At 73.9% G+C, this 24,803-nt stretch carries 25 protein-coding genes and 1 riboswitch; of the genes, 16 read left to right on the top strand and 9 right to left on the bottom strand.

What is annotated here, in order from left to right; all coding sequences use genetic code 11:
- Positions 1-5 precede the first annotated feature (5 nt).
- From GA0070558_RS16005 to GA0070558_RS15995, 3 genes are all read right to left on the bottom strand, one after another.
- Positions 6-971 (bottom strand): exo-alpha-sialidase, encoded by a 966-nt coding sequence (locus GA0070558_RS16005; protein WP_176734228.1) that lies wholly within the window; start codon positions 969-971, stop codon positions 6-8.
- Between the two features lie 211 nt (positions 972-1,182).
- Entirely contained in the window at positions 1,183-2,454 is a 1,272-nt protein-coding gene (locus GA0070558_RS16000) for an MFS transporter (RefSeq protein ID WP_256091971.1), read from the bottom strand.
- A gap of 89 nt (positions 2,455-2,543) precedes the next feature.
- Positions 2,544-4,145 carry an AMP-binding protein gene (locus GA0070558_RS15995; RefSeq protein WP_091280526.1) on the bottom strand — a complete coding sequence of 534 codons (1,602 nt, stop codon included), beginning with the start codon at positions 4,143-4,145 and terminating at the stop codon, positions 2,544-2,546.
- Between the two features lie 380 nt (positions 4,146-4,525).
- Between GA0070558_RS15995 and GA0070558_RS15990 the strand changes: the two genes are divergently transcribed.
- The 6 genes from GA0070558_RS15990 (at position 4,526) to GA0070558_RS15965 (ending at position 10,941) form a co-directional block, all read left to right on the top strand.
- Positions 4,526-5,797 (top strand): SGNH/GDSL hydrolase family protein, encoded by a 1,272-nt coding sequence (locus GA0070558_RS15990; RefSeq protein WP_077940077.1) that lies wholly within the window; start codon positions 4,526-4,528, stop codon positions 5,795-5,797.
- Between the two features lie 69 nt (positions 5,798-5,866).
- Positions 5,867-7,084: a cytochrome P450 gene (locus GA0070558_RS15985; protein ID WP_091280523.1), complete on the top strand. Its 1,218-nt coding sequence runs from the start codon at positions 5,867-5,869 to the stop codon at positions 7,082-7,084.
- Positions 7,085-7,097: 13 nt separating this feature from the next.
- Positions 7,098-8,105: a LipP1 family hormone-sensitive lipase gene (gene lipP1 / locus GA0070558_RS15980; RefSeq protein ID WP_091280522.1), complete on the top strand. Its 1,008-nt coding sequence runs from the start codon at positions 7,098-7,100 to the stop codon at positions 8,103-8,105.
- Positions 8,098-9,252 (top strand): alpha-hydroxy acid oxidase, encoded by a 1,155-nt coding sequence (locus GA0070558_RS15975; protein WP_256091970.1) that lies wholly within the window; start codon positions 8,098-8,100, stop codon positions 9,250-9,252. The genes lipP1 and GA0070558_RS15975 overlap by 8 nt, the downstream gene beginning before the upstream one ends.
- Entirely contained in the window at positions 9,201-10,619 is a 1,419-nt protein-coding gene (locus GA0070558_RS15970; protein WP_439709605.1) for an aminotransferase-like domain-containing protein, read from the top strand. Before GA0070558_RS15975 ends, GA0070558_RS15970 begins: the two co-directional genes overlap by 52 nt.
- 61 nt (positions 10,620-10,680) lie before the next feature.
- The gene (locus GA0070558_RS15965) at positions 10,681-10,941 is read left to right on the top strand and encodes a hypothetical protein (protein ID WP_043968905.1); all 261 of its coding nucleotides are present in this window, start codon (positions 10,681-10,683) and stop codon (positions 10,939-10,941) included.
- 132 nt (positions 10,942-11,073) lie between these two features.
- Here the strand turns inward: GA0070558_RS15965 and GA0070558_RS15960 are convergent, their stop codons facing one another.
- The gene (locus GA0070558_RS15960; RefSeq protein ID WP_043968906.1) at positions 11,074-12,513 is read right to left on the bottom strand and encodes a glycine hydroxymethyltransferase; all 1,440 of its coding nucleotides are present in this window, start codon (positions 12,511-12,513) and stop codon (positions 11,074-11,076) included.
- Positions 12,514-12,531: 18 nt separating this feature from the next.
- A riboswitch (ZMP/ZTP riboswitch) is annotated at positions 12,532-12,621 on the bottom strand.
- An 84-nt stretch (positions 12,622-12,705) separates the two neighbouring features.
- Here GA0070558_RS15960 and GA0070558_RS15955 point away from each other — a divergent pair.
- On the top strand, positions 12,706-13,554 hold the full coding sequence (locus GA0070558_RS15955; protein ID WP_082106764.1) for a metallophosphoesterase family protein: 849 nt from the start codon (positions 12,706-12,708) through the stop codon (positions 13,552-13,554).
- A gap of 93 nt (positions 13,555-13,647) precedes the next feature.
- On the opposite strand, the gene GA0070558_RS15950 is transcribed toward GA0070558_RS15955, so the two are convergent.
- Entirely contained in the window at positions 13,648-14,148 is a 501-nt protein-coding gene (locus tag GA0070558_RS15950; RefSeq protein ID WP_077940074.1) for a hemerythrin domain-containing protein, read from the bottom strand.
- Between the two features lie 64 nt (positions 14,149-14,212).
- Positions 14,213-14,554: a GNAT family N-acetyltransferase gene (locus GA0070558_RS15945; RefSeq protein ID WP_256091969.1), complete on the bottom strand. Its 342-nt coding sequence runs from the start codon at positions 14,552-14,554 to the stop codon at positions 14,213-14,215.
- Between GA0070558_RS15945 and GA0070558_RS34400 the strand changes: the two genes are divergently transcribed.
- Both GA0070558_RS34400 and GA0070558_RS15940 read left to right on the top strand, forming a co-directional pair.
- The gene (locus GA0070558_RS34400) at positions 14,542-14,787 is read left to right on the top strand and encodes a hypothetical protein (protein ID WP_256091968.1); all 246 of its coding nucleotides are present in this window, start codon (positions 14,542-14,544) and stop codon (positions 14,785-14,787) included. The two genes, GA0070558_RS15945 and GA0070558_RS34400, sit on opposite strands and share 13 nt — an antisense overlap.
- Positions 14,788-14,794: 7 nt before the next feature.
- Entirely contained in the window at positions 14,795-15,373 is a 579-nt protein-coding gene (locus tag GA0070558_RS15940) for a hypothetical protein (protein WP_091280518.1), read from the top strand.
- A 267-nt stretch (positions 15,374-15,640) separates the two neighbouring features.
- Here the strand turns inward: GA0070558_RS15940 and GA0070558_RS15935 are convergent, their stop codons facing one another.
- Together GA0070558_RS15935 and GA0070558_RS15930 are read right to left on the bottom strand one after the other, a co-directional pair.
- Entirely contained in the window at positions 15,641-16,966 is a 1,326-nt protein-coding gene (locus GA0070558_RS15935) for an RNA-guided endonuclease InsQ/TnpB family protein (protein ID WP_218107003.1), read from the bottom strand.
- A 60-nt stretch (positions 16,967-17,026) separates the two neighbouring features.
- The gene (locus GA0070558_RS15930) at positions 17,027-17,446 is read right to left on the bottom strand and encodes an NAD(P)H-hydrate dehydratase (protein ID WP_256091967.1); all 420 of its coding nucleotides are present in this window, start codon (positions 17,444-17,446) and stop codon (positions 17,027-17,029) included.
- A 236-nt stretch (positions 17,447-17,682) separates the two neighbouring features.
- Here GA0070558_RS15930 and GA0070558_RS15925 point away from each other — a divergent pair, with 236 nt between their 5' ends.
- From GA0070558_RS15925 to GA0070558_RS15910, 4 genes are all read left to right on the top strand, one after another.
- Positions 17,683-17,913 (top strand): hypothetical protein, encoded by a 231-nt coding sequence (locus tag GA0070558_RS15925; RefSeq protein ID WP_043969572.1) that lies wholly within the window; start codon positions 17,683-17,685, stop codon positions 17,911-17,913.
- A gap of 171 nt (positions 17,914-18,084) precedes the next feature.
- Positions 18,085-18,411 (top strand): hypothetical protein, encoded by a 327-nt coding sequence (locus tag GA0070558_RS15920; protein ID WP_091280779.1) that lies wholly within the window; start codon positions 18,085-18,087, stop codon positions 18,409-18,411.
- Between the two features lie 68 nt (positions 18,412-18,479).
- The gene (locus tag GA0070558_RS15915) at positions 18,480-19,301 is read left to right on the top strand and encodes an SAM-dependent methyltransferase (RefSeq protein ID WP_091280516.1); all 822 of its coding nucleotides are present in this window, start codon (positions 18,480-18,482) and stop codon (positions 19,299-19,301) included.
- Positions 19,302-19,383: 82 nt separating this feature from the next.
- Entirely contained in the window at positions 19,384-20,355 is a 972-nt protein-coding gene (locus GA0070558_RS15910; protein WP_091280512.1) for a DNA polymerase domain-containing protein, read from the top strand.
- 7 nt (positions 20,356-20,362) lie between these two features.
- Here the strand turns inward: GA0070558_RS15910 and GA0070558_RS15905 are convergent, their stop codons facing one another.
- A complete protein-coding gene (locus GA0070558_RS15905) occupies positions 20,363-20,869 on the bottom strand; it encodes an Lrp/AsnC family transcriptional regulator (protein ID WP_077940085.1) in 507 nt (168 codons plus the stop codon).
- Between the two features lie 72 nt (positions 20,870-20,941).
- Between GA0070558_RS15905 and pdhA the strand changes: the two genes are divergently transcribed.
- From pdhA to GA0070558_RS15890, 3 genes are read left to right on the top strand one after another with little or no spacing between them, the layout of a single operon-like run.
- A complete protein-coding gene (gene pdhA, locus GA0070558_RS15900) occupies positions 20,942-22,168 on the top strand; it encodes a pyruvate dehydrogenase (acetyl-transferring) E1 component subunit alpha (RefSeq protein WP_091280776.1) in 1,227 nt (408 codons plus the stop codon).
- A complete protein-coding gene (locus tag GA0070558_RS15895; protein ID WP_043968913.1) occupies positions 22,168-23,184 on the top strand; it encodes an alpha-ketoacid dehydrogenase subunit beta in 1,017 nt (338 codons plus the stop codon). Before pdhA ends, GA0070558_RS15895 begins: the two co-directional genes overlap by 1 nt.
- Positions 23,181-24,578, top strand: a complete 1,398-nt coding sequence (locus tag GA0070558_RS15890) for a dihydrolipoamide acetyltransferase family protein (protein WP_091280506.1) — start codon at positions 23,181-23,183, stop codon at positions 24,576-24,578. The genes GA0070558_RS15895 and GA0070558_RS15890 overlap by 4 nt, the downstream gene beginning before the upstream one ends.
- Positions 24,579-24,803 lie beyond the last annotated feature (225 nt).

The raw sequence follows: 24,803 nt of genomic DNA, 5'->3' as shown, positions 1-24,803 counted from the left end.
CACCCCTACCCGTCGAGCGTCACCTCGGCCAGGTACACGCAGGTCCGCTCCTCGTGGGAGGAGTAGTAGCTGACCCGCAGCACCCCGTCGTGCCAGCCCAGCCCCGGGTAGCCGCAGTCGCCGCCGGAGGGCAGCGCCACCAGCTCGGTCAGGACGCCCCGGTGCGGATCGACGGCGCAGACGGCGGTGCGCGGGCCGCCGTCGAGCAGGCGTACCCCGGCGACGAGGCGGCCGTCGGGCAGCCCGAGCAGGGCCGGCCCGCCCACCCGCACCCCGAGGTCGGTCCACGCCCAGTGCCGGTACGGCGGGCGGGCCCGCCCGAGCTGGGCGGTGGCCGCCTCCCGGTCGCGGCGCAGCAGGCAGGTGGCGGTGCCGTCGGGGCCGAAGACCAGCCCGGACTCGTTGGGGTAGCCGCCGAGGAAGAGGGTGTCGACGACCGGCTGCAGGTCGAGCCCGTCGCCGCTGCGGTAGAGCCGGACGAACCGGGGCTCCCGGGTGGCGTACCCGATGCCGTACATGGCCCCGCCGTGCCAGGCCGCCTGCCACACCCAGATGTCGCGCTCGCCGACCGGCGTCGGCTCGCCCCAGCGTTGCCCGTCGGCCGACAGCCAGGTCAGCGTGCGGAACGCTGTCTGCTCCTGTCCCGTCCCGGGCCCGTCCGGGTGGCCGGTGACCGCCGCGGCGAGCAGTTGCAGCCGGCCGTCGGGCCGGGTCACGAACCGGGGATCGCGCAGGTCGGTGGCCGCCCGCTCCAGCCGGGCGACCGGGGACCAGTCCCGCCCGTCGGCGGAGGCGATCACCCGGATCGCGCCGTCGATGGAGAGGTGCCCGGCGCCCTCCCGGTACGCGCACACCCACCGGCCCCGATGACGGACCAGGTCGGTGAAGGCGTTGTGCCCGGCGGCGTCGCCGATCCGGCGCACGGTGCCGAGCCGGGCGGTGGCCACCGGGCTGTCGGTCGATGACGGCATGGTTCTCCTCGCGGGTCGCCGGTCCGGTCGCGCCCGGGGAGGCAGTCGGTGCGACCCGACCGGCCACGGTAGGCGTACCACCCGACGCGACGCGGGCCCGCCGGAGAACGCGGGGCGGACGCGGGGCGAACATGCGAGGAAGCCGTGTCGGGCGGGTGGCGGTATCCCGGCGGCCGGACACCGCCACCTGCCCGACATGCCGAGCAGTCCCCTACCCGGCGGGCGGCGCGGCAGGCGGGGCGGCCGGGGCGGGGCGCGACCGGCCCGCGCGCAGCGGACCGGCGAGCAGCGGCCCCACGGTCAGCACCGCGCACAGCACCGCCATCACCAGCAGCGCCGGCTTGAGGCCCAGCACGGCCACCGACCAGCCGCCCAGCAGCGCGCCGACGGGCAGGCCGACGAACGCCAGCGAGCCGGCGATGCCGAGCACCCGGGTCTGCAACGCGTCGGGCACCCGCTCGTAGAGCGTCGCCCCCAGCAGCGGATTGACGGCGGCGATGCCGATGCCGGACAGGAACGTCACCACCAGCACCACCACGAGGTGATCGGTGACCGCCATGGTCAGCAGCCGGGGCGCGCCGCTCATCGCCGCGCCGACGGCGAAGACGAACGTGCGGGGCAGCCTCGGGCCGACCATCGTGAACACCACGTTGCCCAGCAGCGCCCCCGCGCCGAACACCCCCAGCACCAGGCCGAAGCCGGCCGGGTCGCCGAGCACGTCGCGTACCCAGACGGGGATCCACACGGCCGTGTTGGCGGCGGCCATCATGTTCAGCGCGGAGACCACCAGCAGCATGGCCAGCAGCACCCGGTCGGTGCGCAGGTAGGCGAACCCGGTGCGCAGGGCCCGGAAGTAGCTCTCCCGGGGCGCGGCCGGCGCGTCGGCGGCAGGCGGACGCACCAGCAGCCCGACCAGCAGCGCGCAGAGCGCGAAGGTGCCCGCGTCGATCCAGATGGCCCGGGTCACCCCGACCCAGTCGATGAGCAGGCCCCCGATCACCGCGCCGAAGAGGGTGACGCCCCGGGCCAGCCCGTCGTAGGCGGAGGTGAGCCGGATCAGCTGCACCCCGGCGCGCTGCGCCGCCGGCCGGAACATGACGTGCTTGACCCGGTCGCCGATGCCGCGCAGCCCGCCGGCCACCGCGACGAGGGCGACCAGCGCGCCGAAGCCGAGCCACGGGGTCATCGCCACCACCGCCACGGCCGCCGCGCTCGCGGCGTCCACCACGATGGACGTACGGCGCACCCCGAACCGGTCCGCCCACGGCGTGGCCAGGGAACTCGACAGCATGTACGGCAGGAACTCCGCCGCCGCGACGATGCCCATCTTCGCCGGGCTGCCCGTGGTGGTCAGCACCAGCCACGGGATCGCGATGACGGAGATGCGGCTGCCCAGGTTGGAGATCAGGTCGGCGGCGACGAGCGTGACCAGTTCCCGCCGCGCGGCGGCCCGCTCCCGGTCCACGCCGCCTCCCTTCGCCACGGCGCCTCCCTTCGCCACGGCCGCCGGGCCGGCCGTGGAACCGGCCGCCGGGCCGGCCTCTGCCCCGGTCCCGGGGACGGCCTCGGTCGTCACGCGGGGCTGCCGACCTGGTCGGCGGGGTGGCCGGCGGCGTACCGGGCCCGCAGCGCCAGCTTGTCGACCTTGGCCGACCGGTTCAGCGGCAGCGCGTCGACGAACTCCACCGCGCCCGGCGCCCACGTCTCGCTCAGCTCGGCGGTGACCAGGTCGATCAGCTCCGCCTCCGTCACCGTCGCGCCCGGCGCCGTCACCACGTACGCGTGCGGCAGCTCGCCGGCCACCTCGTCGGGCACCCCGATCACGGCGGCGGCGCGCACCTGCGGGTGCCCGGCGAGCACGTCCTCGATGGGCCGGGAGTAGATCGGCCAGCTCCGCTGCCGGGTGAGGATCCGGTCGGCGAGCCGGTCGACGAGGTAGAGGTAGCCGTCGTCGTCGAGGTGGCCGACGTCGCGGGTGCGTACCCAGCCGTCGACGAGGGTCTCGGCGGTCAGCTCGGGCTGGCCGTGGTAGCCGGCGAAGCTGAGCTTCGTGCGCACCCACACCTCGCCGTCGACGCCCGTCGGCAGCACCTCGCCGTCGGCGTCGCGGATCTCCACGGCCACGTCCCCGTACGCCCTGCCGCAGGAACGCAGCCGCTCCGGGTGCTCCGGGTCCTCGGTCAGCCCCGGCTGGGCGGTGATCACGACGGCCTCGCTGAGCCCGTACACGATGCGCAGGACCGGGCCGAAGCGGGCGATCGCCTGGCGCAGGCGGGCGGGCGCGGCGGGCCCGGCGCCCACGTTGAACATGAACATGGCGGAGAAGTCCGCGCCGGGCAGGTCGGGGTGGTCGAGCACCTCGTAGAGCATCGGCGGGGTGACGAACGTCGAGTTGATCCGTTCCCGCCCGACGGTGGCGATGAACGCCGCCGGGTCCCACCGCTCGCGCAGGAACAGCACGCCGCCGCTGAACAGGTTGACCAGGGTGGTGATCTGGCCGCTGGCCAGCCACATCGGCGAGTGGGACAGGTGCCGCAGCAGCGGGATTCCGCCGGAGCGGAAGCCGGCGGCGAGGGCGAGGACCTGGCGGTAGAAGCTCTCCCGGTGGTGCACCAGCTTCGGGGTGCCGGTGGTGCCGCTGGTCTGCAGGAACGACTCCGGCTCCGGCACGTCGACGGGCAGCCCGGCACCCGCGTCGAGATCGGCGGCGGTGCGGCCCGGGCCCGGCGAGGCGGCGGTGAGGTCGGGGCCCGCGCCGCCGGGGCCGAGGCAGAACACGGGCACGCCGGCCAGGTCGGCGGCGATCCGCGGGCCGAGCCCGTCGCCGTCGCGGGCGTCGTAGACGAACGCCTCCGGCCGGGACAGCCGGACGAAGTCGTCGACCTCGCGGCGGGAGGTGACCGGGGCGACCCACATCGTCCGGCAGCCCAGCAGGTGCAGGGCGAGCTGCAGCAGCGGCCCCTCGACCGCGTTGCCGAGCATCACCAGCACGGCCGCGCCCGGGCGGACCCCGCCGCGCGTCAGCGCGCCGGCCATGCCGCGCACCTGCGCGGCCACGTCCAGGTAGGTCAGTCGGCGTCCGCCGCCCACCAGGGCCTCCCGGTCGCCGAAGCCGGCGAACAGCTCCAGCGCCTCGTGCACATAGGTGGTCGGTCGGTCGGCACCGTCGGTCATCGCCAGCCCCCATCAGCTTCCGGCGGCGGTCGGCGGCGGCCCGGCGGGGCGCCCGCGTCGACCGGCCGCGAGCGGCGTCCCGGCAGCTCAGGGCCGGGACGCGGCGACGGCGGCGCGCTTCGGCGACCGCACCGCCGCCAGCTTCGAGCGTAGGCCGCCCGGCCGCGCCGGGCACCGGGCCGATCGGTGCGCGGCCGCAGCTCGACGTCATTTGATCTTGTCGATCAGGTTGATTGACGCCTGTCAGGGGCGCGGCTAGGTTTCTGGACCATCGTCCAGGAGGCTGTCGTCAGTGGACGACCCTGGGCTGCCAACATGGAGGTTCAATGTCGACTCCGAACAAGTGGCGCTTGATAACGGCCCCGAAGAGATGGCAGGTGATCGCCGCTGCGGCCACGGCGCTGGTCGTGGGAGCGCCGGCCGTGGTGGCCACCGCCGGCCCGGACACCGGGAAGCGCCCCGGCGCACCCGTGTGGGCGGGCAGCTGGGCCGCCGCGGTGACCCGGGGCAACACGGTCGGGCTGACCAACACCGGCCTCAACAACCAGAGCATCCGGATGATCGTGCACACCACGGTCGGCGGTCCCCGGCTGCGCGTGCGGCTGAGCAACGTCTACGGCGAGCAGGCCGTGAAGGTCGGCCGGGCCACCATCGCCCGGCCGGACACGTCCACCCCGACGGACCTGTCGGACGTGGCCGCGCCGACCGTGAAGGAGCTGACCTTCAACGGCTCCGCGTCGGTCACCATGAACAAGGGCGGGGAGCTGCTCAGCGACCCGGTCGACCTCCCGGTCGGTGACCAGGAGGACCTGGTCGTCACGCTGTACTTCCCCGAGCTGACCGGGCCGGTGACCTTCCACGGCCAGTCGCGGCAGACCACGTTCATCGGCGCCACCGACCTCACCGGTGCCGCCGGCGGGACGGGCTTCACCATCCGCCCCGACTGCTGCTGGATGTTCCTGTCCGGTGTGGACGTGCAGCGTAAGCTCAGCCCCGGCTCGGTCGTCGTCCTCGGCGACTCCATCGCCGACGGCAACGGCAGCACGGTCAACACCAACCGGCGCTGGCCCGACCTGCTCGCCGACCGGCTGATCGACGCCCGCCCCGAGGTGCGTACCCCGGGCGTGCTCAACCTCAGCCTGGCCGGCAACCGGCTCAACCACGAGGGCACCGAGCCCGGCGCGGGCGGCTTCCCCGGCTACTACGAGCTGGGCCCGAACGCTCTGGCCCGGCTCAACGAGGACGTCTTCCCGCAGACCGGCGTGCGGACCGTCGTGACCCACCTGGGCATCAACGACATCTGGATGTCGGACGACTCCGCCGAGAAGATCATCGCCTCGCTGCGGCAGGTCAACCAGCAGGTCAAGGCCCGCGGCCTGACCAGCCTGGTGGCCACGCTGACCCCGTACGAGGGGCACGGCAACCCGGGGGTGTGGACCCCGGAGAAGGAGGCCACCCGCCAGGCGGTCAACGCGTACCTGCGTGGCAGCCACGAGTTCGACGGGGTGCTCGACTTCGACAAGGTGCTGCGCGACCCGGCCCAGCCGAGCCGGCTGCTGCCGGCGTACGACTCGGGTGACCACATCCACCCGAACGACCTGGGCAACCAGGCGATGGCCGACGCGGTGCCGCTGCGCCTGCTCGGTCTGTGACACCGGCGGGGCGGCGGGGGTGTTCCTCCCGTCGCCCCGCCGCCAACTTCCTGGGGAGGAAGCACCACCGTGGACGTCAAAGAGCTGCTCTCCGGCCTGTACAGCGACCAGGGCCGGCAGAACCCGTACCCCTTCTACGCGGCCCTGCACGAGCTGGGCCCGATCCGCGAGATCCCGAACCGCCCCGAGCACAGCACCGTCAGCGCCGTCGCCGGCGGGTACGACGTCGTCGACCAGGTGCTGCGCGACCCGGAGTGGCTCAAGCAGTCCCCGCCCGGCTGGGAGCAGCACGAGATCCTGCGCACCTTCGAGTCGTCGATGATGTTCATCAACCCGCCCGACCACGCCCGGATGCGGGCGGTGTTCGCCAAGACGTTCACCCCGCGTCGGCTGGGCGCCCTGGAGCCGGTGATCAGCCGGGTCACCGACACGCTGCTGGACCGGATGGCCGAGGCGGGCGCCGGCGGCGCCGAGGTCGACTTCGTGGCCGACTTCGCGTACCCGATCCCGGCGCTGGTGATGGCCGAGTTCATCGGCCTGCCCGAGGCCGACCTGCCCTGGTACCGCGAGCGGGTCGACTGGATCGACGACTTCCTCGACGTGGCCGGGGCGACCCCGGAGCGGCTGGCCAAGGCCAACACCGCCGCCGCCGAGCTGCGCGGCTACTACCGGGAGCGGATCGCCGAGCGCCGCCGCGCCCCCGGCGAGGACCTGATCAGCGGCCTCGTCGAGGCGCTCGACGCAGGCGGGGTGGACCTCACCGAGGACGAGCTGATCAGCAACCTCATCGTCCTGTTCAACGCCAGCTTCGTCACCACCGTCTACATGTTCAGCAACGGCCTGCCGCTGCTGCTGGAGCACCCCGAGGTGACGGCCGCCCTGCCCGGCGACGCCGAGCTGACCCGGGGCTGCGTCGACGAGGTGCTGCGCATGCAGAGCCCGGTGCACTTCCTGGCCCGGGCCGCGCCCCGCGACACCGTCCTGCACGGGGTCAAGGTCGCCGAGGGCGAGAACGTGATGCTGCTGATCGCCGCCGCCAACCGCGACCCGGCCCGCTTCCCCGACCCCGACCGGTTCGACCCGCGCCGCGCCGGCCCGCCGTCGCTGGCCTTCGGCGTCGGCCTGCACTTCTGCCTCGGCTCGGCGGTGTCCCGGCTGGAGGGCCAGCTCGCCCTGCCCCGGCTGTTCGCCCGCTTCCCCGGGCTGCGCATCACCCAGCAGCCCGTCTACAGCGGCAGCCTGTTCCTGCGCGGCATCGACAAGCTGTTCGTCACCACCGGCGAATAAAGGAGACCCACCCATGCCCCTGGACCCGCAGGTGGTCGCGTACCGGGCCGCGCGCGCGGCGGCCGGCGTCGCGCCGCTGTACACCCAGACCCTCGCCGCGGCGCGCGCGGCCGACCTGGCGGCCATCCGGGCCGGGGGCGGCGACGTCGAGCCGGTGCACGCGGTACGCGACACGGTCGTCCCCGGCCCCGCCGGTGACCTTCCGGTACGCGTGCACCGGCCGGCCGGGGCCGGCCCGCTGCCGACCCTGGTCTACTTCTTCGGCGGTGGCTGGACCCTCGGCAGCATCGACACCGCCGACGGGATCTGCCGCCGGCTGGCCAACGCCACGGGCTGCCAGGTCGTCACGGTCGGCTACCGGCTCGCCCCGGAGCACCCGTTCCCGGCGGCGGTGCACGACTGCCACGCCGCCGTGGCCTGGCTCGCCGCGCACGCCGACGAGTTCGGGGCCGACCCGGACCGGCTGGCCGTCGGCGGGGACAGCGCCGGCGGCAACCTCGCCGCCGCCGTGACGCTGCTGGCCCGCGACGGCGGCGGGCCGGCGCTGGCCGCCCAGCTGCTGGTCTACCCCAACACCGACCAGCGTGAGCGCGCCGAGCCGGCGGGGTCCGCCGATCCCGCTGAGTCCGCCGGGCCCGGCGGGGAGCAGGACCCGCTGCTGTTCAACCGGCACTCGGTGGCCTGGTACCGGGGGCACTACCTGCCCGATCCGGCCGACGCGGCGAACCCGCTCGCGTCGCCGCTGCTCGCCGAGGACCTGACCGGCCTGCCGCCGGCCCTGGTGATCACCGCCGAGTACGACCCGCTGCGCGAGGAGGGGGAGCGCTACGCCGACCGGCTGCGCGCGGCGGGCGTGCCGGTGGAGCTGGCCCGCTACCCCGGGATGATCCACGGGTTCTTCGCCATGCCCGGGGCGTTCGACGCCGGTCGGCACGCCCAGGACCGGGCCGCCGCGTTCCTGCGCGACCGGCTCGGCGTCGCCCCGGCGGTGCCGGCCGACGCGGGCGCGGTCGATGGCTGAACCGCTCGCCCCGGCCGCGCCCGCCCCGCCCGGCACCGCGCCTGCGGCCGCGTCCGCCGGTGCGGTGCCGTTCGCGGCGAGCCTCGCCGACTTCGCCGCGCTGGCCCGCGAGGTGCTGCCGCCCGAGGTGTACGACTTCGTGGCCGGCGGCAGCGGCGCCGAGACCGCCCTCGCCGCGAACCGGGCCGCCCTGGACCGGGTCGCCGTGCTGCCCCGGATGCTGCGCGGGATCGACCGGCCCCGCACCGACGCCCCGCTGCTCGGCCGGGCGCAGGACCTGCCGGTGGCGGTCGCGCCGATGGCGTACCAGCGGCTCGTGCACCCCGACGGCGAGCCCGCGCTCGCGGCGGCGGCCGGCGCGGCCGGGGTGCCCTACGTGGCGAGCACCCTGAGCAGCGCCACCATCGAGCAGATCGCGGCGGCCGGCGGGCCGGTGTGGTTCCAGCTCTACTGGCTGCGGGACCGGGGGATGGTCCGCGAGCTGGTGGACCGGGCGCAGCGGGCCGGGTGCACCGCGCTCATGCTCACCGTCGACGTGCCGATCCTCGGCCCCCGGCTGCGCGACGTCCGCAACGGGTTCGCCCTGCCGCCGCAGGTGGCCGCCGCGAACCTGCCCGGCAGCCGCGACGACCTGGCGCACGCCGGCACGCCCGGCACCTCGGCCGTGGCCCGGCACACCAGCGCCGCGTTCGCCTCGGCCCTCACCTGGTCCGACGTCGCCTGGCTGCGGGGGCGCACGGACCTGCCGCTGGTGGTCAAGGGCGTCCTCGACCCCCGCGACGCGGTGCTGGCCGCCGACGCGGGCGCGGACGCGGTGGTGGTGTCCAACCACGGCGGGCGGCAGCTCGACGCCGCCCCCGCCGGGCTGACCATGCTGCCGCAGGTGCGCACCGCCGTCGGCGACCGGTGCGAGGTGCTGGTCGACGGCGGCATCAGCGGCGGCGTCGACGTGCTGCGCGCCCTGGCGCTGGGCGCGTCGGGGGTGCTGGTGGGCCGGCCCCTGCTGTGGGCGCTGGCCGTCGGCGGGCGGGCCGGTGCCGACGCCGCGTTCGCGCTGCTCGCGGCGGAGCTGCGCGACGCCCTCACCCTCGCCGGGTGCGCCGACCCGGCGGAGGCCCGCGACCTGCGTACGATCACGGAAGGCTGAACGTGGACGGTGGACGACCGGTGGACCTGAGCGCGCACGCCGACCTGGCCGTGGCCGATCTGGAGGTGGCCGACCTGCACCCGGCGGTCGGCGACCCCGCGCTGAACTCGATGAACTTCCTCAACGAGGTCGCCCAGCGCTATCCCGACGCGGTGTCGCTGGCCGCCGGCCGCCCGTACGAGGAGTTCTTCGACGTCGCCGACCTGCACCGGCACCTGGAGACGTTCCGCGCCCACCTGGCCGACGACCTCGGCTACGGCCCGGCGCAGGTGCACCGCGCCCTGTTCCAGTACGGCCGCACCAAGGGCATCATCCACGACCTCGTCGCCCGCAACCTCGCCGTCGACGAGGAGATCACCGTCGACCCGGAGTCGATCGTGGTGACCGTCGGCTGCCAGGAGGCGATGCTGCTGGTGCTGCGGGCGCTGCGCGCCGGCCCCGCCGACGTGCTGCTCGCCGTCGCCCCGACGTACGTCGGGCTGACCGGCGCGGCCCGGCTCGTGGACCTGCCGGTGCGTCCGGTGGCCGGCGGCCCGGCCGGGATCGACCTGGCGGACCTGCGCGAGCAGGTGCGCCGGGCCCGCGCCGAGGGGCTGCGCCCGCGCGCCTGCTACGTGATGCCCGACTTCGCCAACCCGTCCGGGGCGAGCATCGACCTGGCCGACCGGCGGCGGCTGCTGGACCTCGCCGCCGCCGAGGACCTGCTGCTGATCGAGGACAACCCGTACGGGCTGTTCCACGCCGACGGGGCGGGGCGGGTGCCGACGCTCAAGGCCCTCGACACCGCGCGGCGGGTGGTCTACCTCGGCTCGTTCGCCAAGACCGTGCTGCCCGGGGCGCGGGTCGGCTACGTGGTCGCCGACCAGCGGGTGCGCGACGCCGACGGGACCGTCGGGCCGCTCGCCGACCAGCTCGCCAAGATCAAGAGCATGGTCACGGTGAACACCTCGGCCATCGCCCAGGCCGTCGTCGGCGGGGCGCTGATCGCCCACGGGTGCAGCCTCGTCGCCGCCAACACCCGCGAGCGCGCCGCGTACGCCCGCAACCTGCGCCACCTCGTCGACGGCCTCGCCCGGCGGTTCCCCGATCCGTCGCCGGTGCGGTGGAACGTCCCGGCGGGCGGCTTCTTCGCCGTGGTGAGCGTCCCGTTCCCCGTCGACGACGCGCTGCTGCGCCGCTCCGCCGAGGACTACGGCGTGCTGTGGACGCCGATGGCCCACTTCTACGACGACACCGCGCCGGTGGCCGCGCTGCGGCTGTCGATCAGCGCCGTGACGCCCGCGCAGATCGACGCCGGCCTCGACCGGCTCGCCGCGCTGATCGCCGACGAGCTGGCCCGGTCGCCCGTCCCGGCGGCGCGGCGCTGACCCCGCACTGTCGTCGTTCCGCCACCCCCCGTGCGCCACGCGCCCGGGCGGACCGGCCATAATGGACCGCATGGTCGCATGGGAGTACGCACTGTTGGTCCGCCGCTACCAGGGGCAGGGGCGCAATTTCCACGTCTCGTTCGTGTGGTACGGCCCGGACGGGTCCCGCACCGACATCACCGCGTACGGCGACACCGCGATCGCGCACCTCAACCGGGCCGGCCGGGAAGGCTGGGAGCTGGTCTCCGCCGCCGAGGACGTGAACAACGTCCAGGGCAGCACCGAGGTCCACCGCTACCACCTCAAGCGCCCCATGGCCTGACCCGCCCGCCCGCTCTCCCGGGGCGTCCCGGCGTCCCGCCGTACCGCCCCGCCCCGGTGATCAAGAGAAAAGCGTCAAAGTCGATCTCGACGATGACGCTTTTCTCTTGATCACCGAACAGGTGGGGGCCGGTCAGGCCAGGGTGACCGAGGGGTAGAGGGGGTGGGTCGACAGGAGGTCGGTGGCCTGGCGGCTGACCTTGTCGGCCAGGGCCGGGTCCAGGACATACTTGGCCTTCGACGGCGTGCCGTCGGCGTTCGACCCCGGCGTGGTCTGGCTGAGCACGGTGTGGATCAGCTCGGCCGTCGCGTCCATCTCGGCGGTGCCCAGGCCCCGGGTGGTCAGGGCGGGGGTGCCGATCCGGATGCCCGAGGTGTACCACGCGCCGTTCGGGTCCTGCGGGACCGCGTTGCGGTTGGTGACGATGCCCGAGTCCAGCAGCGCCTGCTCGGCCTGCCGGCCGGTCAGGCCGTACCCGGAGACGTCGATGAGCACCAGGTGGTTGTCGGTGCCACCGGTGACCAGCGTCGCGCCCCGGCGCAGCAGCCCCTCGGCGAGGGCCTGGGCGTTGTCGACGATGCGCTGCGCGTAGTCGGCGAAGTCGGGGCGACGCGCCTCGGCCAGGGCGACCGCCTTGGCGGCCATCACGTGCGGCAGCGGACCGCCGAGCACCATCGGGCAGCCCCGGTCGACCTGGTCGGCCAGCTCCGGGCCGCACAGCACCATGCCGCCGCGCGGGCCGCGCAGCGACTTGTGGGTGGTGGTGGTGACGATGTGCGCGTGCGGCACCGGGTCGAAGTCGCCGGTGAAGACCTTGCCGGCCACCAGGCCGGCGAAGTGCGCCATGTCGACCATGAACGTCGCGCCCACCGAGTCGGCGATCTCCCGCATGATCCGGAAGTTGACCTTCCTCGGGTACGCCGAGTAGCCGGCGACCAGGATCAACGGCCGGAACTCGCGGGCCGCCTCGGCGACCCGGTCGTAGTCGATCAGGCCGGTGGCCGGGTCGGTGCCGTAGCTGCGCTGGTCGAACATCTTGCCGGAAATGTTCGGCCGGAAACCGTGGGTGAGGTGACCGCCCGCGTCCAGCGACATGCCGAGCATCCGCTGGTCGCCCAGCTCGCGGCGCAGCGCGAACCAGTCCTCCTCGGTCAGGTCGTTGACCTGACGCACCTGCGCCCGCTTCAGGGCCGGGGACTCCACCCGGTCGGCCAGGATCGCCCAGAACGCCACCAGGTTCGCGTCGATGCCCGAGTGCGGCTGCACGTACGCGTGCGACGCGCCGAACAGCTCCCGGGCGTGCTCGGCGGCGAGCGCCTCGACGGTGTCCACGTTCTGGCAGCCCGCGTAGAAGCGGCGGCCGACCGTGCCCTCGGCGTACTTGTCGCTGAACCAGTTGCCCATCGCCAGCAGCGTGGCGGGGGAGGCGTAGTTCTCGCTCGCGATCAACTTCAGCGACTCGCGCTGGTCTGCCAGCTCCGCCCCGATCGCGTCGGCGACCCGGGGCTCGACGGCGCGGATCACCTCGAGGGCGCTGCGGAAGGCGGTGGATTCGGCGTTCGGCGACGACATGCGACCTCCTGGTGACGTGCGGAAGGCCCAGGCGCTCGGCAGACGTCCTGATGACGGGACCGCTTCCCGATGGTTGTCCATCCCCACGCGCCAGTCACGGCCCGGCCCGATCCTACCCGGTCCGCCCTGGGGCGGGCCGGGCCGGACCACCTTCGGCGGTCTCCGCGTTCGCGGCGGCTCCCGTAGGATCGACTGGTGGTGGGGGAGGACGACGGGGCGCTGCTCGCGATCAGCGACCTGCATGTGACATACGCGGAGAACCGGGCGATCGTCGAGGGCCTGCGCCCCCGTTCACCGGGCGACTGGCTGCTGGTCGCGGGCGACGTCGCCGACACCGTGGCGGACATCGAATGGGCGCTGGGCCTGCTCAGCCGGCGCTTCGCGAAGGTGGTGTGGGCCCCGGGCAACCACGACCTGTGGACGCCGTCGAGCGACCCGGTCACCCTGCGCGGGGTGGCCCGCTACCGGCACCTGGTCGACGTCTGCCGCGCCCTGGGCGTGGTCACCCCGGAGGATCCCTACCCGGTGTGGCGGGGCCCCGGCGGGCCGGCGCTGGTCGTGCCGCTGTTCCTGCTCTACGACTACACCTGGCGGCCCGAGGGCCTCGACACCCGCGAGGCGGCCCTGGCCGAGGCGTACGCCACCGGCATCGTCTGCACCGACGAATACCTGCTGCACCCGGACCCGTACCCGAGCCGGCAGGACTGGTGCGCGGCCCGGCTCGCCGAGACGGCCGCGCGGCTCGACGCCCGCGACCCGGCGCTGCCGACGGTGCTGGTCAGCCACTGGCCGCTGGTGCGCGAGCCGACCCGGATCCTGCGCTATCCGATCTTCGCCCAGTGGTGCGGCACCGACGCCACCGCGGACTGGCACGTGCGCTACGGGGCCGCCGCGGCCGTCTACGGCCACCTGCACATCCCCCGCACGACCTGGCACGACGGGGTGCGCTTCGAAGAGGTGTCGGTCGGCTACCCCCGCGAGTGGCGACGCCGCTCCGTCCCACCGGGCCAGCTCCGCCAGATCCTCCCGCCCCCGACCTGATCCACCCCCCGGACTGATCCGCCCCCTCCGGATCTTGGACAGTTGCCGTCACGAGCGGACGACAACTGTCCAAGAATCGCGTGCGGGGCGCGGTCAGGCGGTGACCGCGTCCAGCGCCTTCTTGATCGCCTTCGGGGCGGTGGGGCTGCGCGGGGCGTCGGCGCGCAGCGCGAGCATCCGCTCGCCGATCTCCTGCAACTGCTTGCGGCCGAGCGCCTCCCGCACCTTCGGGAACCACTCCTGCTCCTCCTCCTCGACGTGGTGCTCCACGTTCTCGATCAGCACCGTGGTCTTGGCGTTGAAGTGGTCGTCGTCGGCGTCCATGGTGGCCAGCTCGGCGCAGAGCAGGTCGGCCACGTGGTGCTCCTCGTACGATTCGAGGATGTCGTCCTCCAGGTCCGGCAGCAGCTTGCGGACCTCCGGGTACATCACCTCGTTCTCCAGGTAGGTGTGCACCGTGAGGGCCTCCAGGATCTGCCCCACCAGCTTCTGCCGCTGGCTCGCCGGCCCGTCCTGCGCATCCTGGAAGGCCCTGAACAGGCGGCGCATCTCCTTGTGGTCCTCTTTGAGCACGACGATGGCATCGGTCGACACGGGTGGCCTCCTAGGTTCGGCTGATGATCGACCGGTACCCCGAGGCCACCAGCGGAAACAGCCGTCACCCGATTGGTGGACGCGCCTGGTCACACCCCAGCTCGCGGACGTGCCGCACCCCGGGCCGCCCGTCGAGCAGCACCTCGCCGACCGCCGTGAACCCGGTGCGCCGCAGCACCCCGAGCGAGCCGGCATTCTCCCGGTCCGCCGACGCGACCAGCCGGCGCAGCCCGTACGGGTCGCGAGCCAGGCCGAGCACCCGGCGCACCCCATCGGTCGCCACGCCCCGGCCGCAGGCTCGCTCGGCCACCCGGAAACCCAGCTCGCGCTGCCGTCGGCGACGTTGACCAGGTTGAACCGGCCCAACACTGCACCGTCCTCGTCGAGCAGGACATGGAAGTGGCACTGGCCGGTGGCCTGCGTGGCGAGCAGCGCCGCGTGCCGCTCGGCGAACCCGGCGAAGTGGTCGTCTCCCCGATCCGGCACCCACCGCGCGAAGTACGCGCGATTGTCGCGCTCGAAGCGCAGCAGCGCGTCCGCGTGGTGCGCGTCGAGGCGCTGAAGCTCGCTCGCCTTGCGACCCTAGCGGCTTCGCTTCGCACCGCAGCCCCACTACTACGTCGGCGGGTCTCCCTATGATCCCTCCGTGGGTGACTACTTCCAGGCGATCGTCGATCTCGATGCCACGCAGGGCGAAGCGGCGGGACTCGCCGGAGCCGTTCTGGCGTGGCTCGTCGCGGAGGGCATCGTGCGTGCCGAGCGCTCGGACTGCGTGCTCGGGGGATCGGGGCACGCCCCGGGTCCCCGGTTCGGCACGACGGTCGCCGAGCAGGGGCCGGGTGTGCCCGACCTGTGGGCCGACGGCATGGGGGTCATCGTCCGTCGCACCGTCTTCTACCCGGGTCAGGACGACGGCGGCCTGCAGTGCCCGCACTGCGGACGCCTCGAACAGCGGGACGGCTCCTACACCGGCCCGGTCCCGTCGCAGTGGCGGCGGTTCCACTCGGCGGCCAAGGGTTGGATGGACGGCGGCCCCGCCGAGGCGACGTGCGCCTACTGCGGTCTGCCTGTCGCCCTCAACGAATGGCAGTGGGAATCGGAGCCGTGGGCCGTCGGGGCGCTCGGCTTCACGTTCTGGAACTGCCCGCCCCTGCTGCCCGCCTTCGTCGCCGAGGTCGGCGGGCGACTCGGCCATCCCGTGCGGCTCGTCAGCGGCAAGTTCTGACCCAGGATTTCCTGGCGCCGGGAAGGACCGGAACGCGTCGGTCGAGGTCCCGTCGACCAGCGACCGCGCTGGGCTTCTCCTTTAGGAGGCTGGTAAAGCCCAATATGCGCCGGGTACCACCGATTCTCCGTCAGACGGTCACTCGACTGCGTTGTAAGTGTTGACGACGCCCACGCCGCAGAATCCGCTGCGGCCCACCGGAGTGAGCCCGGACCTTGGTTTCAGCTGCCCCGCGGGTGCCATCTTGAACACGCCTTTGCGCTGCGGCTACCGGATGGCCTGCCGCACCGGGCGCCGGCGCGCGTGGTGGTGGCAGTTCAGCTTCCCACGGGTCGATGTATTGACGTCCTCTCCTCCCTGAAGGATGGAGATTCCCTCCACGCTGCGAGTGGAACACGCGGCATCTGGGTGGGTTACCGCTTCGCCGCGCGGTGCCGGGACAAGTCCTGGTCTTATCTGCGCTCCACGGTCGTTCAGGCTCTCCGCCCGTCCGGCGGCGAGGACATTGATGGCGGCGTTGACGTCTCGGTCGTGGGCTGCTCCGCAGGGACAGTCCCACGCTCGGACGTTGAGGGCCATCTTGTCGTTGATGCAGCCACACTGTGAGCACATGCGGGTGGACGGGAAGAACCGGTTCACCCGGGCGAAGGTGCGCCCGTACCGGGCGGCCTTGTACTCCAGCATGGCGGTGAAACTGGCCCACCCGGCGTCGTGGACGCTCTTGGCGAGCCGGGTCCGGGCGAGACCGGCAACGCGCAGGTCCTCGACGTACACCGCTTGGTTTTCGCGGATGATCGCCGTGGACAGTTTGTGCTGCCAGTCCCGCCGGGTATCGGCCACCCGCGCGTGGGCGCGGGCGACCTTCTCGACGGCCTTCTTGCGGTTGGCCGAGCCCTTCTGCTTGCGCGAGAGGGCTTGTTGTAGCCGCTTGATCTTGCGCGCGGCGCGGCGTAGAAACCTCGGCGCGGTCACCTTTGTGCCATCTGAGAGTACGGCGAAGTGCGTCAGGCCCAGGTCGACACCAACCTCGGACTCGACCGGTGGCAGATCCTCGTCGTTGGTTGTCTGAACGACGAATGAGGCGAAGTACCGGCCCATCGCGTCCTTGATCACGGTAACCGAGGACGGGGCGGACGGTAGCGACCTGGACCAGCGGATCACAAGGCCACCGATCTTCGGCAGCCGAAGGTGGCCGTTGTCCAGGACCTTGAAGCGGGAGTTTCTCGTGAATCGGATAGCCTGCCGGTTGTCCTTACGCGACCGGCATCTCGGCGGGGCGACCTTGCGGCCCTTGCGCTTGCCTGAGACCGAGGCGAAGAAGTTGCGGTACGCGGAGTTCAGGTCCGCGAGGGCCTGCTGCAACACCACGGCGGACACCTCGCCTAACCAGGCCCGTTGCGGAGTCTGCTTGGCCTCGGTGATCAGGCGGCGCGACAACTCCACGTCGGAGATGTACTTATCGCCCGCCTCACGCGCGGTCCGGCGCAGCCTGAGTCCGTCGTTGAACACCACCCGCGCGCAGCCAAACGCCTTGGCCAGCTCGACCTGCTGGCCGGGCGTCGGGAAGACACGGGACTGGTAACGGAGCTGCACGGCCCCTACTCTATGTGCATCGCTGAACGCTCGAAGGCATCCGCACTGCAGACGCTGTGGTCAGACCGTGGCGAGGGTGTGCGGGATCTCGTCGAGCAGCTCGCGGGCGAGGAAGCCGATCCGGCCGAACCGGGGCACCAGACGCTGCCCGCTGACCGCGTGCGCGAACGCCGCCCAGCAGGCCGCCTGCGCCGGCTCGGCGCCCCGGGACAGCAGGCCCGCCAGCAGCCCGGCGCGTACGTCCCCGCTGCCGGAGGTGCCCAGCCCCGCGTCGCCGCTCTCCTCCCGCCAGCACCGCCCGTCCGGTGCGGCGATGTGGCCGTAGAGGGAGACCACGGCGTCGTACCGGCGGGCCAGCTCGGCCGCCTCGGCGTCCAGGTCGTCGCCGGGGTCGCGGCCCAGCAGGTGCGTCGCCTCGGTCAGGTTGGGGGTCAGCACCACCGGGCCGGCCCGCAGCGCGGCCACCCCGGCCCGCAGCACCGCGCCGGGGTGAACCGGGAGCCGCCGACGGAAGGCCGCCCGGGCGGACCCGTACGGCTGTGACCGGCAAGCACATCCATGGCCCTTTCTCACCTGATATCGACCGGTTGGCGACGTGTGCAATGAGACGCGACGCTGGTTATCCCCTCCCTGTGGCGGGCGCGTACGACCGGGCCCGGCGGGTAAGCGCGGGGCCGAACGGTAGCCGAGACACGGGGAGGTTGGCCGTGGCCACGATGGTCAGGGAGATCAGCAGTCCGGTGCGGGACAAGAACTACGACCTGATCCACGCGCTGCAGATGTCGCTGGAGCACGTCTACCGGATGGAGATCTACATCTCCGACGCCGAGGAGCGCGGCGACAAGGAACTCGCCACCTGGTTCCGCAAGATCCAGGAGAACAATCGCAAGGCGGGCGAGCAGGGCAAGCAGATGCTGATGGATCGGCTCCAGCGCGAGAAGAGCTGAGTCGGCCGCGCCGGCCGGGTGGACCGCGTCCACCCGGCCGGCGCGCACCTGCGGCACGGGGCAGCGCCGTGGCCGTACGCCCGGCAGAATGTCACCCGCGCCGCCGGTGGCCCCGGCGGCGCGGGTGTCGACGGGCGCCGGCCGCGGGCCGGCCGAGAGGGGTGCGCGGCGATGACGGTGGTCCGGGGTCTACGCGAGGCGCTCGTGCTGTTCGTCGTCGCGCTGGTGGCGGTCGCCGCCGCCGCGGGCGTGTGGACGGCGGTCAGCGGCGGCGAGTTCGCCTTCCGGCTCGGCGTCGCGCTCATCGTCGTCGGCACCCTGCTCGGGCTCACCGGCGACCTGACCCTGAGCCGGATCGGCATGCTGCCCGCCCGGGCGGCCTTCGGGTTGGCCCCCGAGCGGGAGGACGCGGGCGGCGGGCGGGTGCTCACCGGGGTCGGCATCTTCCTGTTCGTCTCGCTGCCGCTGATGGTCGTCGGGGTGGCGCTGCTGTCCTGACCCGACCCGATCGTCCGCCGGGCGCGGAGCTAGGCTGACCGGACATCCGCGACAGCCGAGGAGTTTTCGTGTCAGAGTCCGGCGACGTCGGGGTTCGCGACGGCGAACGGGTCGAGCCCATCGACACCTCGGTGGCGCACAACGCCCGGGTGTGGAACTACTGGCTCGGCGGCAAGGACAACTTCGAGCCGGACCGTCGGGTCGGCGACCACGTCCGCGCGATGTTCCCGGTCATCGGGGAGGTCGCCCGGGCCGACCGGCGCTTCCTCGCCCGCGCCGTGCGGCACCTGGCCGGCGAGGCGGGCGTGCGGCAGTTCCTCGACATCGGCACCGGCCTGCCGACCGCCGACAACACCCACCAGGTCGCGCAGGCCGTCGCCCCCGACGCGCGGATCGTCTACGTCGACAACGACCCGATGGTCCTCGTGCACGCCCGCGCCCTGCTGACCAGCTCCGCCGAGGGCGCCACGGACTACGTCGAGGCGGACGTCCACGACCCGGCGTCCATCCTGACCGCCGCCGCCCGGACGCTGGACCTCGACCGGCCGGTGGCCGTGATGATGCTGGGCATCCTCAACTTCGTCCTCGACACCGACGAGGCCGTGGCGATAGTGCGCCGGCTGATGGACGCGATGCCTCCGGGCAGCTACCTGGCGCTCACCCATCCCACCGTCGAGCTGGGCGGCGAGGCGAACGTGCCCGCCATGGAGTTCTGGAACGCCAACGCCGCGCCCCCGATCCGCGCGCGCACCGGAGCGGAGATCGCCCGGTTCCTCGACGGCCTGGAGCTGGTGGAGCCGGGCCTGGTGTCGTGCGCGCGGTGGCGGCCGGACGATGGCGAGGAGCCGGCCGTCGTCCCGCAGTACGGCTGCGTGGCCCGCAGGCCCTGACCGCGCCGGGCCGCGCCGCACGCCCGCCGGACCGCCCCCGACCTGCCTGCGCCCGTCGGCGCGGCGTCGTACGGTGGCAGTCGTGGCCACGGCGGCGCAGGAGATCAGGGTCGGGGAGCGGGTGGTCCGCGTCTCCAGCCCCGACAAGCCGTACTTTCCCGAGCGCGGCCTGACCAAGCTCGACGTGGTGCGCTACTTCCTCGCCGTCGGCGACGGGATCCTGCGCGCCCTGCGGGACCGCCCGACCATGCTGGAGCGGTGGCCCCGGGGCGTGTTCGAGGGTGCGCGGATCGCCACCCGGCAGAGCAACCGGGGCGACGCGTTCTACCAGAAGCGGCTGCCGGCCGGCGCACCCGACTGGGTGCGCACCGCCCACCTGACGTTCCCCAGCGGACGCACGGCCGACGAGGTCGCGCCCGGCGAGCTGGCGGTGGTGATCTGGGCGGCCAACCTCGGCACGCTGCGCTTCCACCCGTGGCCGGTCACCGCCGCCGACACCGAACGCCCCGACCAGCTCCGCGTCGACCTCGACCCCATGCCCGGGGTCGACTTCGCGCAGGTGGTCCCGGTCGCCCGCGAGCTGCGGGCGGTGCTGGCCGAGCTGGGGCTGGTCGGCTACCCGAAGACCACCGGCGGGCGGGGCCTGCACGTCTACCTGTCGATCGAGCCGAGGTGGGGCTTCGGCGACTGCCGCCGGGCGGTGCTGGCGCTGGGCCGCGAGCTGCAGCGCCGCCTGCCGCACCTGGTCACCACCACCTGGTGGCGCGAGCAGCGGGACCGGCCGGTCTTCGTCGACTACAACCAGATGTCGCGGGACCACACGATGGCCTCGGCGTACTCGATCCGGCCCACCCCGGCGGCGCTGGTCTCCGCGCCGCTGGACTGGGCGGAGCTGGACGACGCCCGGCCGGAGGACTTCGACGTGCTCACCCTGCCGGCGCGCTTCGCCGAGCGCGGCGACCCGCACGCCGGCCTGGACGGCCCGCGTTTCTCGCTGGAGCCGCTGCTGGAGCTGGCCGACCGCGCCGGCCTCGCGGCCCCGCCTGCGCACTGAGCCCGGCTCACGCCCACGGGCTGCGGGTGCCCTCGAACTCGTCGAAGACGAGCCAGCTGCGGGTGGACAGCACCCCGGCGATGCCCTGCACCCGGTCCAGCACCACGTCCCGCAGGGTGGCGTTGTCCGGCGCCCGGACCAGGGCGAGGACGTCGTGCTCGCCGCTGAGCAGCGCGACGTGCTCGACGTAGCGCACCCGGGCCAGCTCGGCCGACACCTCCCGCCAGGTGTTCTGCTGGATGGTCAGCGCGATGTACGCCGAGGTGCCCAGCCCGGCCGGCTCGGGCGCGACCCGGGCCCGGAAGCCGGTGATCACGCCGTCGCGCAGCAGCCGCTCCACCCGCGCGTACGCGTTGGTCCGGGAGACGTGCACCCGCTCGGCGAGGGTACGGATGGAGATCCGCCCGTCGCGGGCCAGTTCGTCGAGGATGCGCCGGTCCACCTCGTCGAGCGGCCCGGCCGAACGTCCCGTACCGCCCTCCGTGCCCGGCTCCCCGGTGGTCTGCTGGCTCACATCCGGCCCTTTCCCCCGCCATTCGTCCCGCGTTCATCCTGCGTGTTGAGTCAATCATCCATCGGCAGGAGCATAGGTCCACCACAAGTCCAGGAGGTCCCCGCCGTGACGACCACACCCCAGGCGGTCCGCAGGGCATCCCCGCGCACCCGCCCGCCGGCCAAGAAGCCCACCAAGGCCCCCGCCCGCGAGCAGGCGGCGACCGACCCCGCCGCCGCCCTTCTGCCGCAGACCGAACCGGTGCGGCTGCTGGACCCCGACGGCACGCCCCGGCCGGCCCGCGCCGACTACCCCGAGCCGCCCGTCGAGGCCCTGCGCGAGATGTACCGCCGCATGGTGGTCGGCCGGCGCTTCGACACCCAGGCCACCGCCCTGACCAAGCAGGGCCGGCTCGCCGTCTACCCGTCCTCGCGCGGCCAGGAGGCCTGCCAGGTCGGCGCGGTGCTCGCCGTCCGCGACACCGACTGGGTCTTCCCGACCTACCGCGAGTCGATGGCGCTGGTCTCCCGGGGCATCGACCCCGTCGAGGTGCTCACCCTGCTGCGCGGCGACTGGCACTGCGGGTACGACCCCACCCGGGTGCACACCGCCCCGCAGTGCACCCCCCTGGCCACCCAGTGCGTGCACGCCGCCGGCCTCGCCTACGGGGAGGCCCACCAGGGCCGCGACACCGTGGCCCTGGCCTTCATCGGCGACGGCGCCACCAGCGAGGGCGACTTCCACGAGGGCGTCAACTTCGCCGCCGTGTTCAAGGCCCCCGTCGTGTTCTTCGTGCAGAACAACAAGTACGCCATCAGCGTCCCGCTGTCGCGGCAGACCGCCGCCCCGTCGCTGGCGTACAAGGGCGTCGGCTACGGCGTGCCCAGCGAGCAGGTGGACGGCAACGACCCCGTCGCCGTGCTCGCCGTGCTCACCCGCGCGGTCGCGCACGCCCGCGCCGGCAACGGCCCCTACCTGGTCGAGGCGCACACCTACCGGATGGAGCCGCACACCAACGCCGACGACGCCACCCGCTACCGCGACGGCGCCGAGGTCGACACCTGGCGCGACCGCGACCCGGTCGCCCGGCTGGAGACGTACCTGCGCACGCGCGGCGCGCTCGACGACGCGGCCGTCGCCGCGATCGCCGAACAGGCCGAGGCGTACGCGGCCGACCTGCGCGAGCGGATGCACACCCAGCCCGAGGTCGACCCGCTGAGCCTCTTCGACCACGTCTACGCCACGCCGACCCCGCAACTGGTCGAGCAGCGGGAGCTGGTGCGCGCCGAGCTGGCCGCCGACCGCGAGGACGGGCGCTGATGGCGACCACCACCATGGCGAAGGCGCTCAACGCCGCGCTCGCCGACGCGCTGGCCGACGACGAGCGGGTGCTCGTCTTCGGCGAGGACGTCGGCAAGCTCGGCGGCGTCTTCCGGATCACCGACGGCCTGCAGGCCCGGTTCGGCGACAAGCGCTGCTTCGACACCCCGCTCGCCGAGGCCGGCATCGTCGGCTTCGCCGTCGGCCTGGCCATGTCCGGGCTGCGGCCGGTGGTGGAGATGCAGTTCGACGCGTTCGCGTATCCGGCGTTCGAGCAGATCGCCTCGCACGTGGCGAAGCTGCGCAACCGCACCCGGGGCGCGCTCGGCGTGCCCATGGTGATCCGGGTGCCGTACGCGGGTGGCATCGGCGGCGTCGAGCACCACTGCGACTCGTCCGAGGCGTACTACGCGCACACCCCGGGCCTGAAGGTCGTCACCCCGGCGACGGTCGCCGACGCGTACTCGCTGCTGCGCGAGGCGATCGCGGACCCGGACCCGGTGGTGTTCCTGGAGCCGAAGAAGCTCTACTTCTCCAGCGCCGAGGCCGAGCTGCCGGCGGCCACCGAGCCGTTCGGCCGCGCCGTCGTGCGCCGGCCGGGCACCGACGCCACCCTGATCGCGTACGGGCCGGCGGTGCCGGTCGCCCTGGAGGCCGCCGAGGCCGCCCGCGAGGAGGGCTGGGACCTGGAGGTGGTGGACGTACGCACGATCGTCCCCCTCGACGACGCGACCATCGCCGCGTCGGTGCGCCGCACCGGCCGGTGCGTGGTGGTCAGCGAGGCGCAGGGCTTCGCCGGCGTCGGCGCGGAGATCGCCGCCCGGGTGCAGGAGCGCTGCTTCCACGCCCTGCACGCCCCGGTGCTGCGGGTGTCCGGCCTGGACATCCCGTACCCCGCGCCGATGCTGGAGCACACCCATCTGCCCGGCGTGGACCGGGTGCTCGACACGGTGGCCCGGCTCCAGTGGGACGACCGGCCCGACGCGCGCTGGCTGCCGCAGGGGAGCGCGGCATGACCGAGCAGGTGTTCCTCCTGCCCGACCTCGGCGAGGGGCTGACCGAGGCGGAGATCGTCGAATGGCGGGTCGCCGTCGGCGACACCGTGACGGTGGACCAGAGCGTGGTCGAGGTGGAGACCGCGAAGGCCGTCGTGGACGTGCCCTGCCCGTATGCCGGGCGGGTGGTGGCCCTGCACGGCGCGGCGGGCGAGACGCGCCCGGTCGGCCAGCCGCTGATCACCATCGCGCCCGCCGACGGCGAGCCCGCCGGGCACGCCACCTACCGGGAGGAGGAGCGCGCCGGCAGCGGCAACGTCCTCATCGGGTACGGCACCGGGCACGGCGCGGCGGGTCGGCGACGCCGCCGGCCCCGGCTCTCCGTCGCCCCCGAACCCGCCCCGGCCCCCGATTTCGCGCCCGCCCCGGCCCCCGCGCCCGTCGCGGCGGCTTCCGGGCCGGCGGCGGTACCCGGGGGCGCGGTCGCCCTGGTGATCTCCCCGATCGTCCGGCGGCTGGCCCGGGAGCACGGCATCGACCCGGCCACCCTGCGCGGGAGCGGCCCGGGCGGGGTGGTGCGCCGGGCCGACGTCGAGGCGGCCCTCGCCGGCCCGGCCCCGGCCCCCCGGCCCACCCCGGTGCCCGACCGCCCCGACGCGGCCCCGACCGGTGGGGCCGACGGCCCGACCGCGGCGGGACGGGTCGCCGTGCCGGCGGGCGAGGAGGACCTGGTCGTCCCGCTCACCGGCGTCCGCAAGGTGATCGCCGACAAGCTCTCCCGCAGCCGGCGGGAGATCCCCGAGGTGACCATCTGGGTCGACGCGGACGCCACCGCCCTGGTGGAGACCCGCCGGGCGATCAACGCCGCGACCCCGGACGCGCCGGTGAGCCTGCTGGCCCTGCTGGCCCGGATCTGCCTCAGCGGCCTGCGCCGCTTCCCGCAGCTCAACGCGCGCGTCGACACCGAGGGGCAGCGGATCGTCCAGTCCCGCGGGGTGCACCTGGGCATCGCCGCGCAGACCGACCGGGGCCTGGTCGTCCCGGTGCTGCGCGACGCGCACCTGCTGACCACCCGGGAGCTGGCCGCGGCGCTGGCCGAGACCACCGCCGCCGCCCGGGCCGGCACCCTGCCGCCGGCCCGCCTCACCGGCGGCACGTTCACCCTCAACAACTACGGCGTGTTCGGCGTCGACGGCTCCACCCCGATCATCAACCACCCCGAGGCGGCGCTGCTCGGCGTGGGACGGATCGTGGACAAGCCGTGGGTCGTCGACGGTCAGCTCGCCGTGCGCAAGGTGACGCAGCTCAGCCTCACCTTCGACCACCGGGTCTGCGACGGCGGGGTGGCCGGCGGCTTCCTGCGGCACGTCGCGGACTGCGTGGAGCAGCCCGCCCTGCTGGTCGCCAACGTGTGAGCCGGTCCCGGCGGCAGCGCGCCGCCGGGACCGGAAACGCCCATACCGCCCGCCCCGCCCTCCCTGCCGTCCCTTTTCGCTCGCGCCCCGCCGAATGGGCCGGAAGTACGTTCCCGATCCGGATCGCCGCTCATTCACCGAGCATCCGGTCAGCTCGATCCGATCCTTTTCCCCTTCCGTTTCTCCCTGCTGTTGCCGGGAAATCCGCGCGGGCGGCGACCGCCT

This window comes from Micromonospora haikouensis, from assembly GCF_900091595.1.
GTDB classification, from domain to species: domain Bacteria; phylum Actinomycetota; class Actinomycetes; order Mycobacteriales; family Micromonosporaceae; genus Micromonospora; species Micromonospora haikouensis.
The sequence above is the reverse complement of the archived record's forward strand: the minus strand, read 5'-3'. Positions and strand labels throughout refer to the sequence as shown.

What these genes read in the sequence shown, in the direction of transcription:
- GA0070558_RS16005 (WP_176734228.1), bottom strand. Translation starts at nt 971, where the DNA reads ATGCCGTCATCGACCGACAGCCCGGTGGCCACCGCCCGGCTCGGCACC.
- GA0070558_RS15995 (WP_091280526.1), bottom strand. Translation starts at nt 4,145, where the DNA reads ATGACCGACGGTGCCGACCGACCGACCACCTATGTGCACGAGGCGCTG.
- lipP1 (WP_091280522.1), top strand. Translation starts at nt 7,098, where the DNA reads ATGCCCCTGGACCCGCAGGTGGTCGCGTACCGGGCCGCGCGCGCGGCG.
- GA0070558_RS15975 (WP_256091970.1), top strand. Translation starts at nt 8,098, where the DNA reads ATGGCTGAACCGCTCGCCCCGGCCGCGCCCGCCCCGCCCGGCACCGCG.
- GA0070558_RS15965 (WP_043968905.1), top strand. Translation starts at nt 10,681, where the DNA reads ATGGACCGCATGGTCGCATGGGAGTACGCACTGTTGGTCCGCCGCTAC.
- GA0070558_RS15960 (WP_043968906.1), bottom strand. Translation starts at nt 12,513, where the DNA reads ATGTCGTCGCCGAACGCCGAATCCACCGCCTTCCGCAGCGCCCTCGAG.
- GA0070558_RS34400 (WP_256091968.1), top strand. Translation starts at nt 14,542, where the DNA reads ATGGAAGTGGCACTGGCCGGTGGCCTGCGTGGCGAGCAGCGCCGCGTG.
- GA0070558_RS15925 (WP_043969572.1), top strand. Translation starts at nt 17,683, where the DNA reads ATGGTCAGGGAGATCAGCAGTCCGGTGCGGGACAAGAACTACGACCTG.
- GA0070558_RS15920 (WP_091280779.1), top strand. Translation starts at nt 18,085, where the DNA reads ATGACGGTGGTCCGGGGTCTACGCGAGGCGCTCGTGCTGTTCGTCGTC.
- GA0070558_RS15895 (WP_043968913.1), top strand. Translation starts at nt 22,168, where the DNA reads ATGGCGACCACCACCATGGCGAAGGCGCTCAACGCCGCGCTCGCCGAC.
- GA0070558_RS15890 (WP_091280506.1), top strand. Translation starts at nt 23,181, where the DNA reads ATGACCGAGCAGGTGTTCCTCCTGCCCGACCTCGGCGAGGGGCTGACC.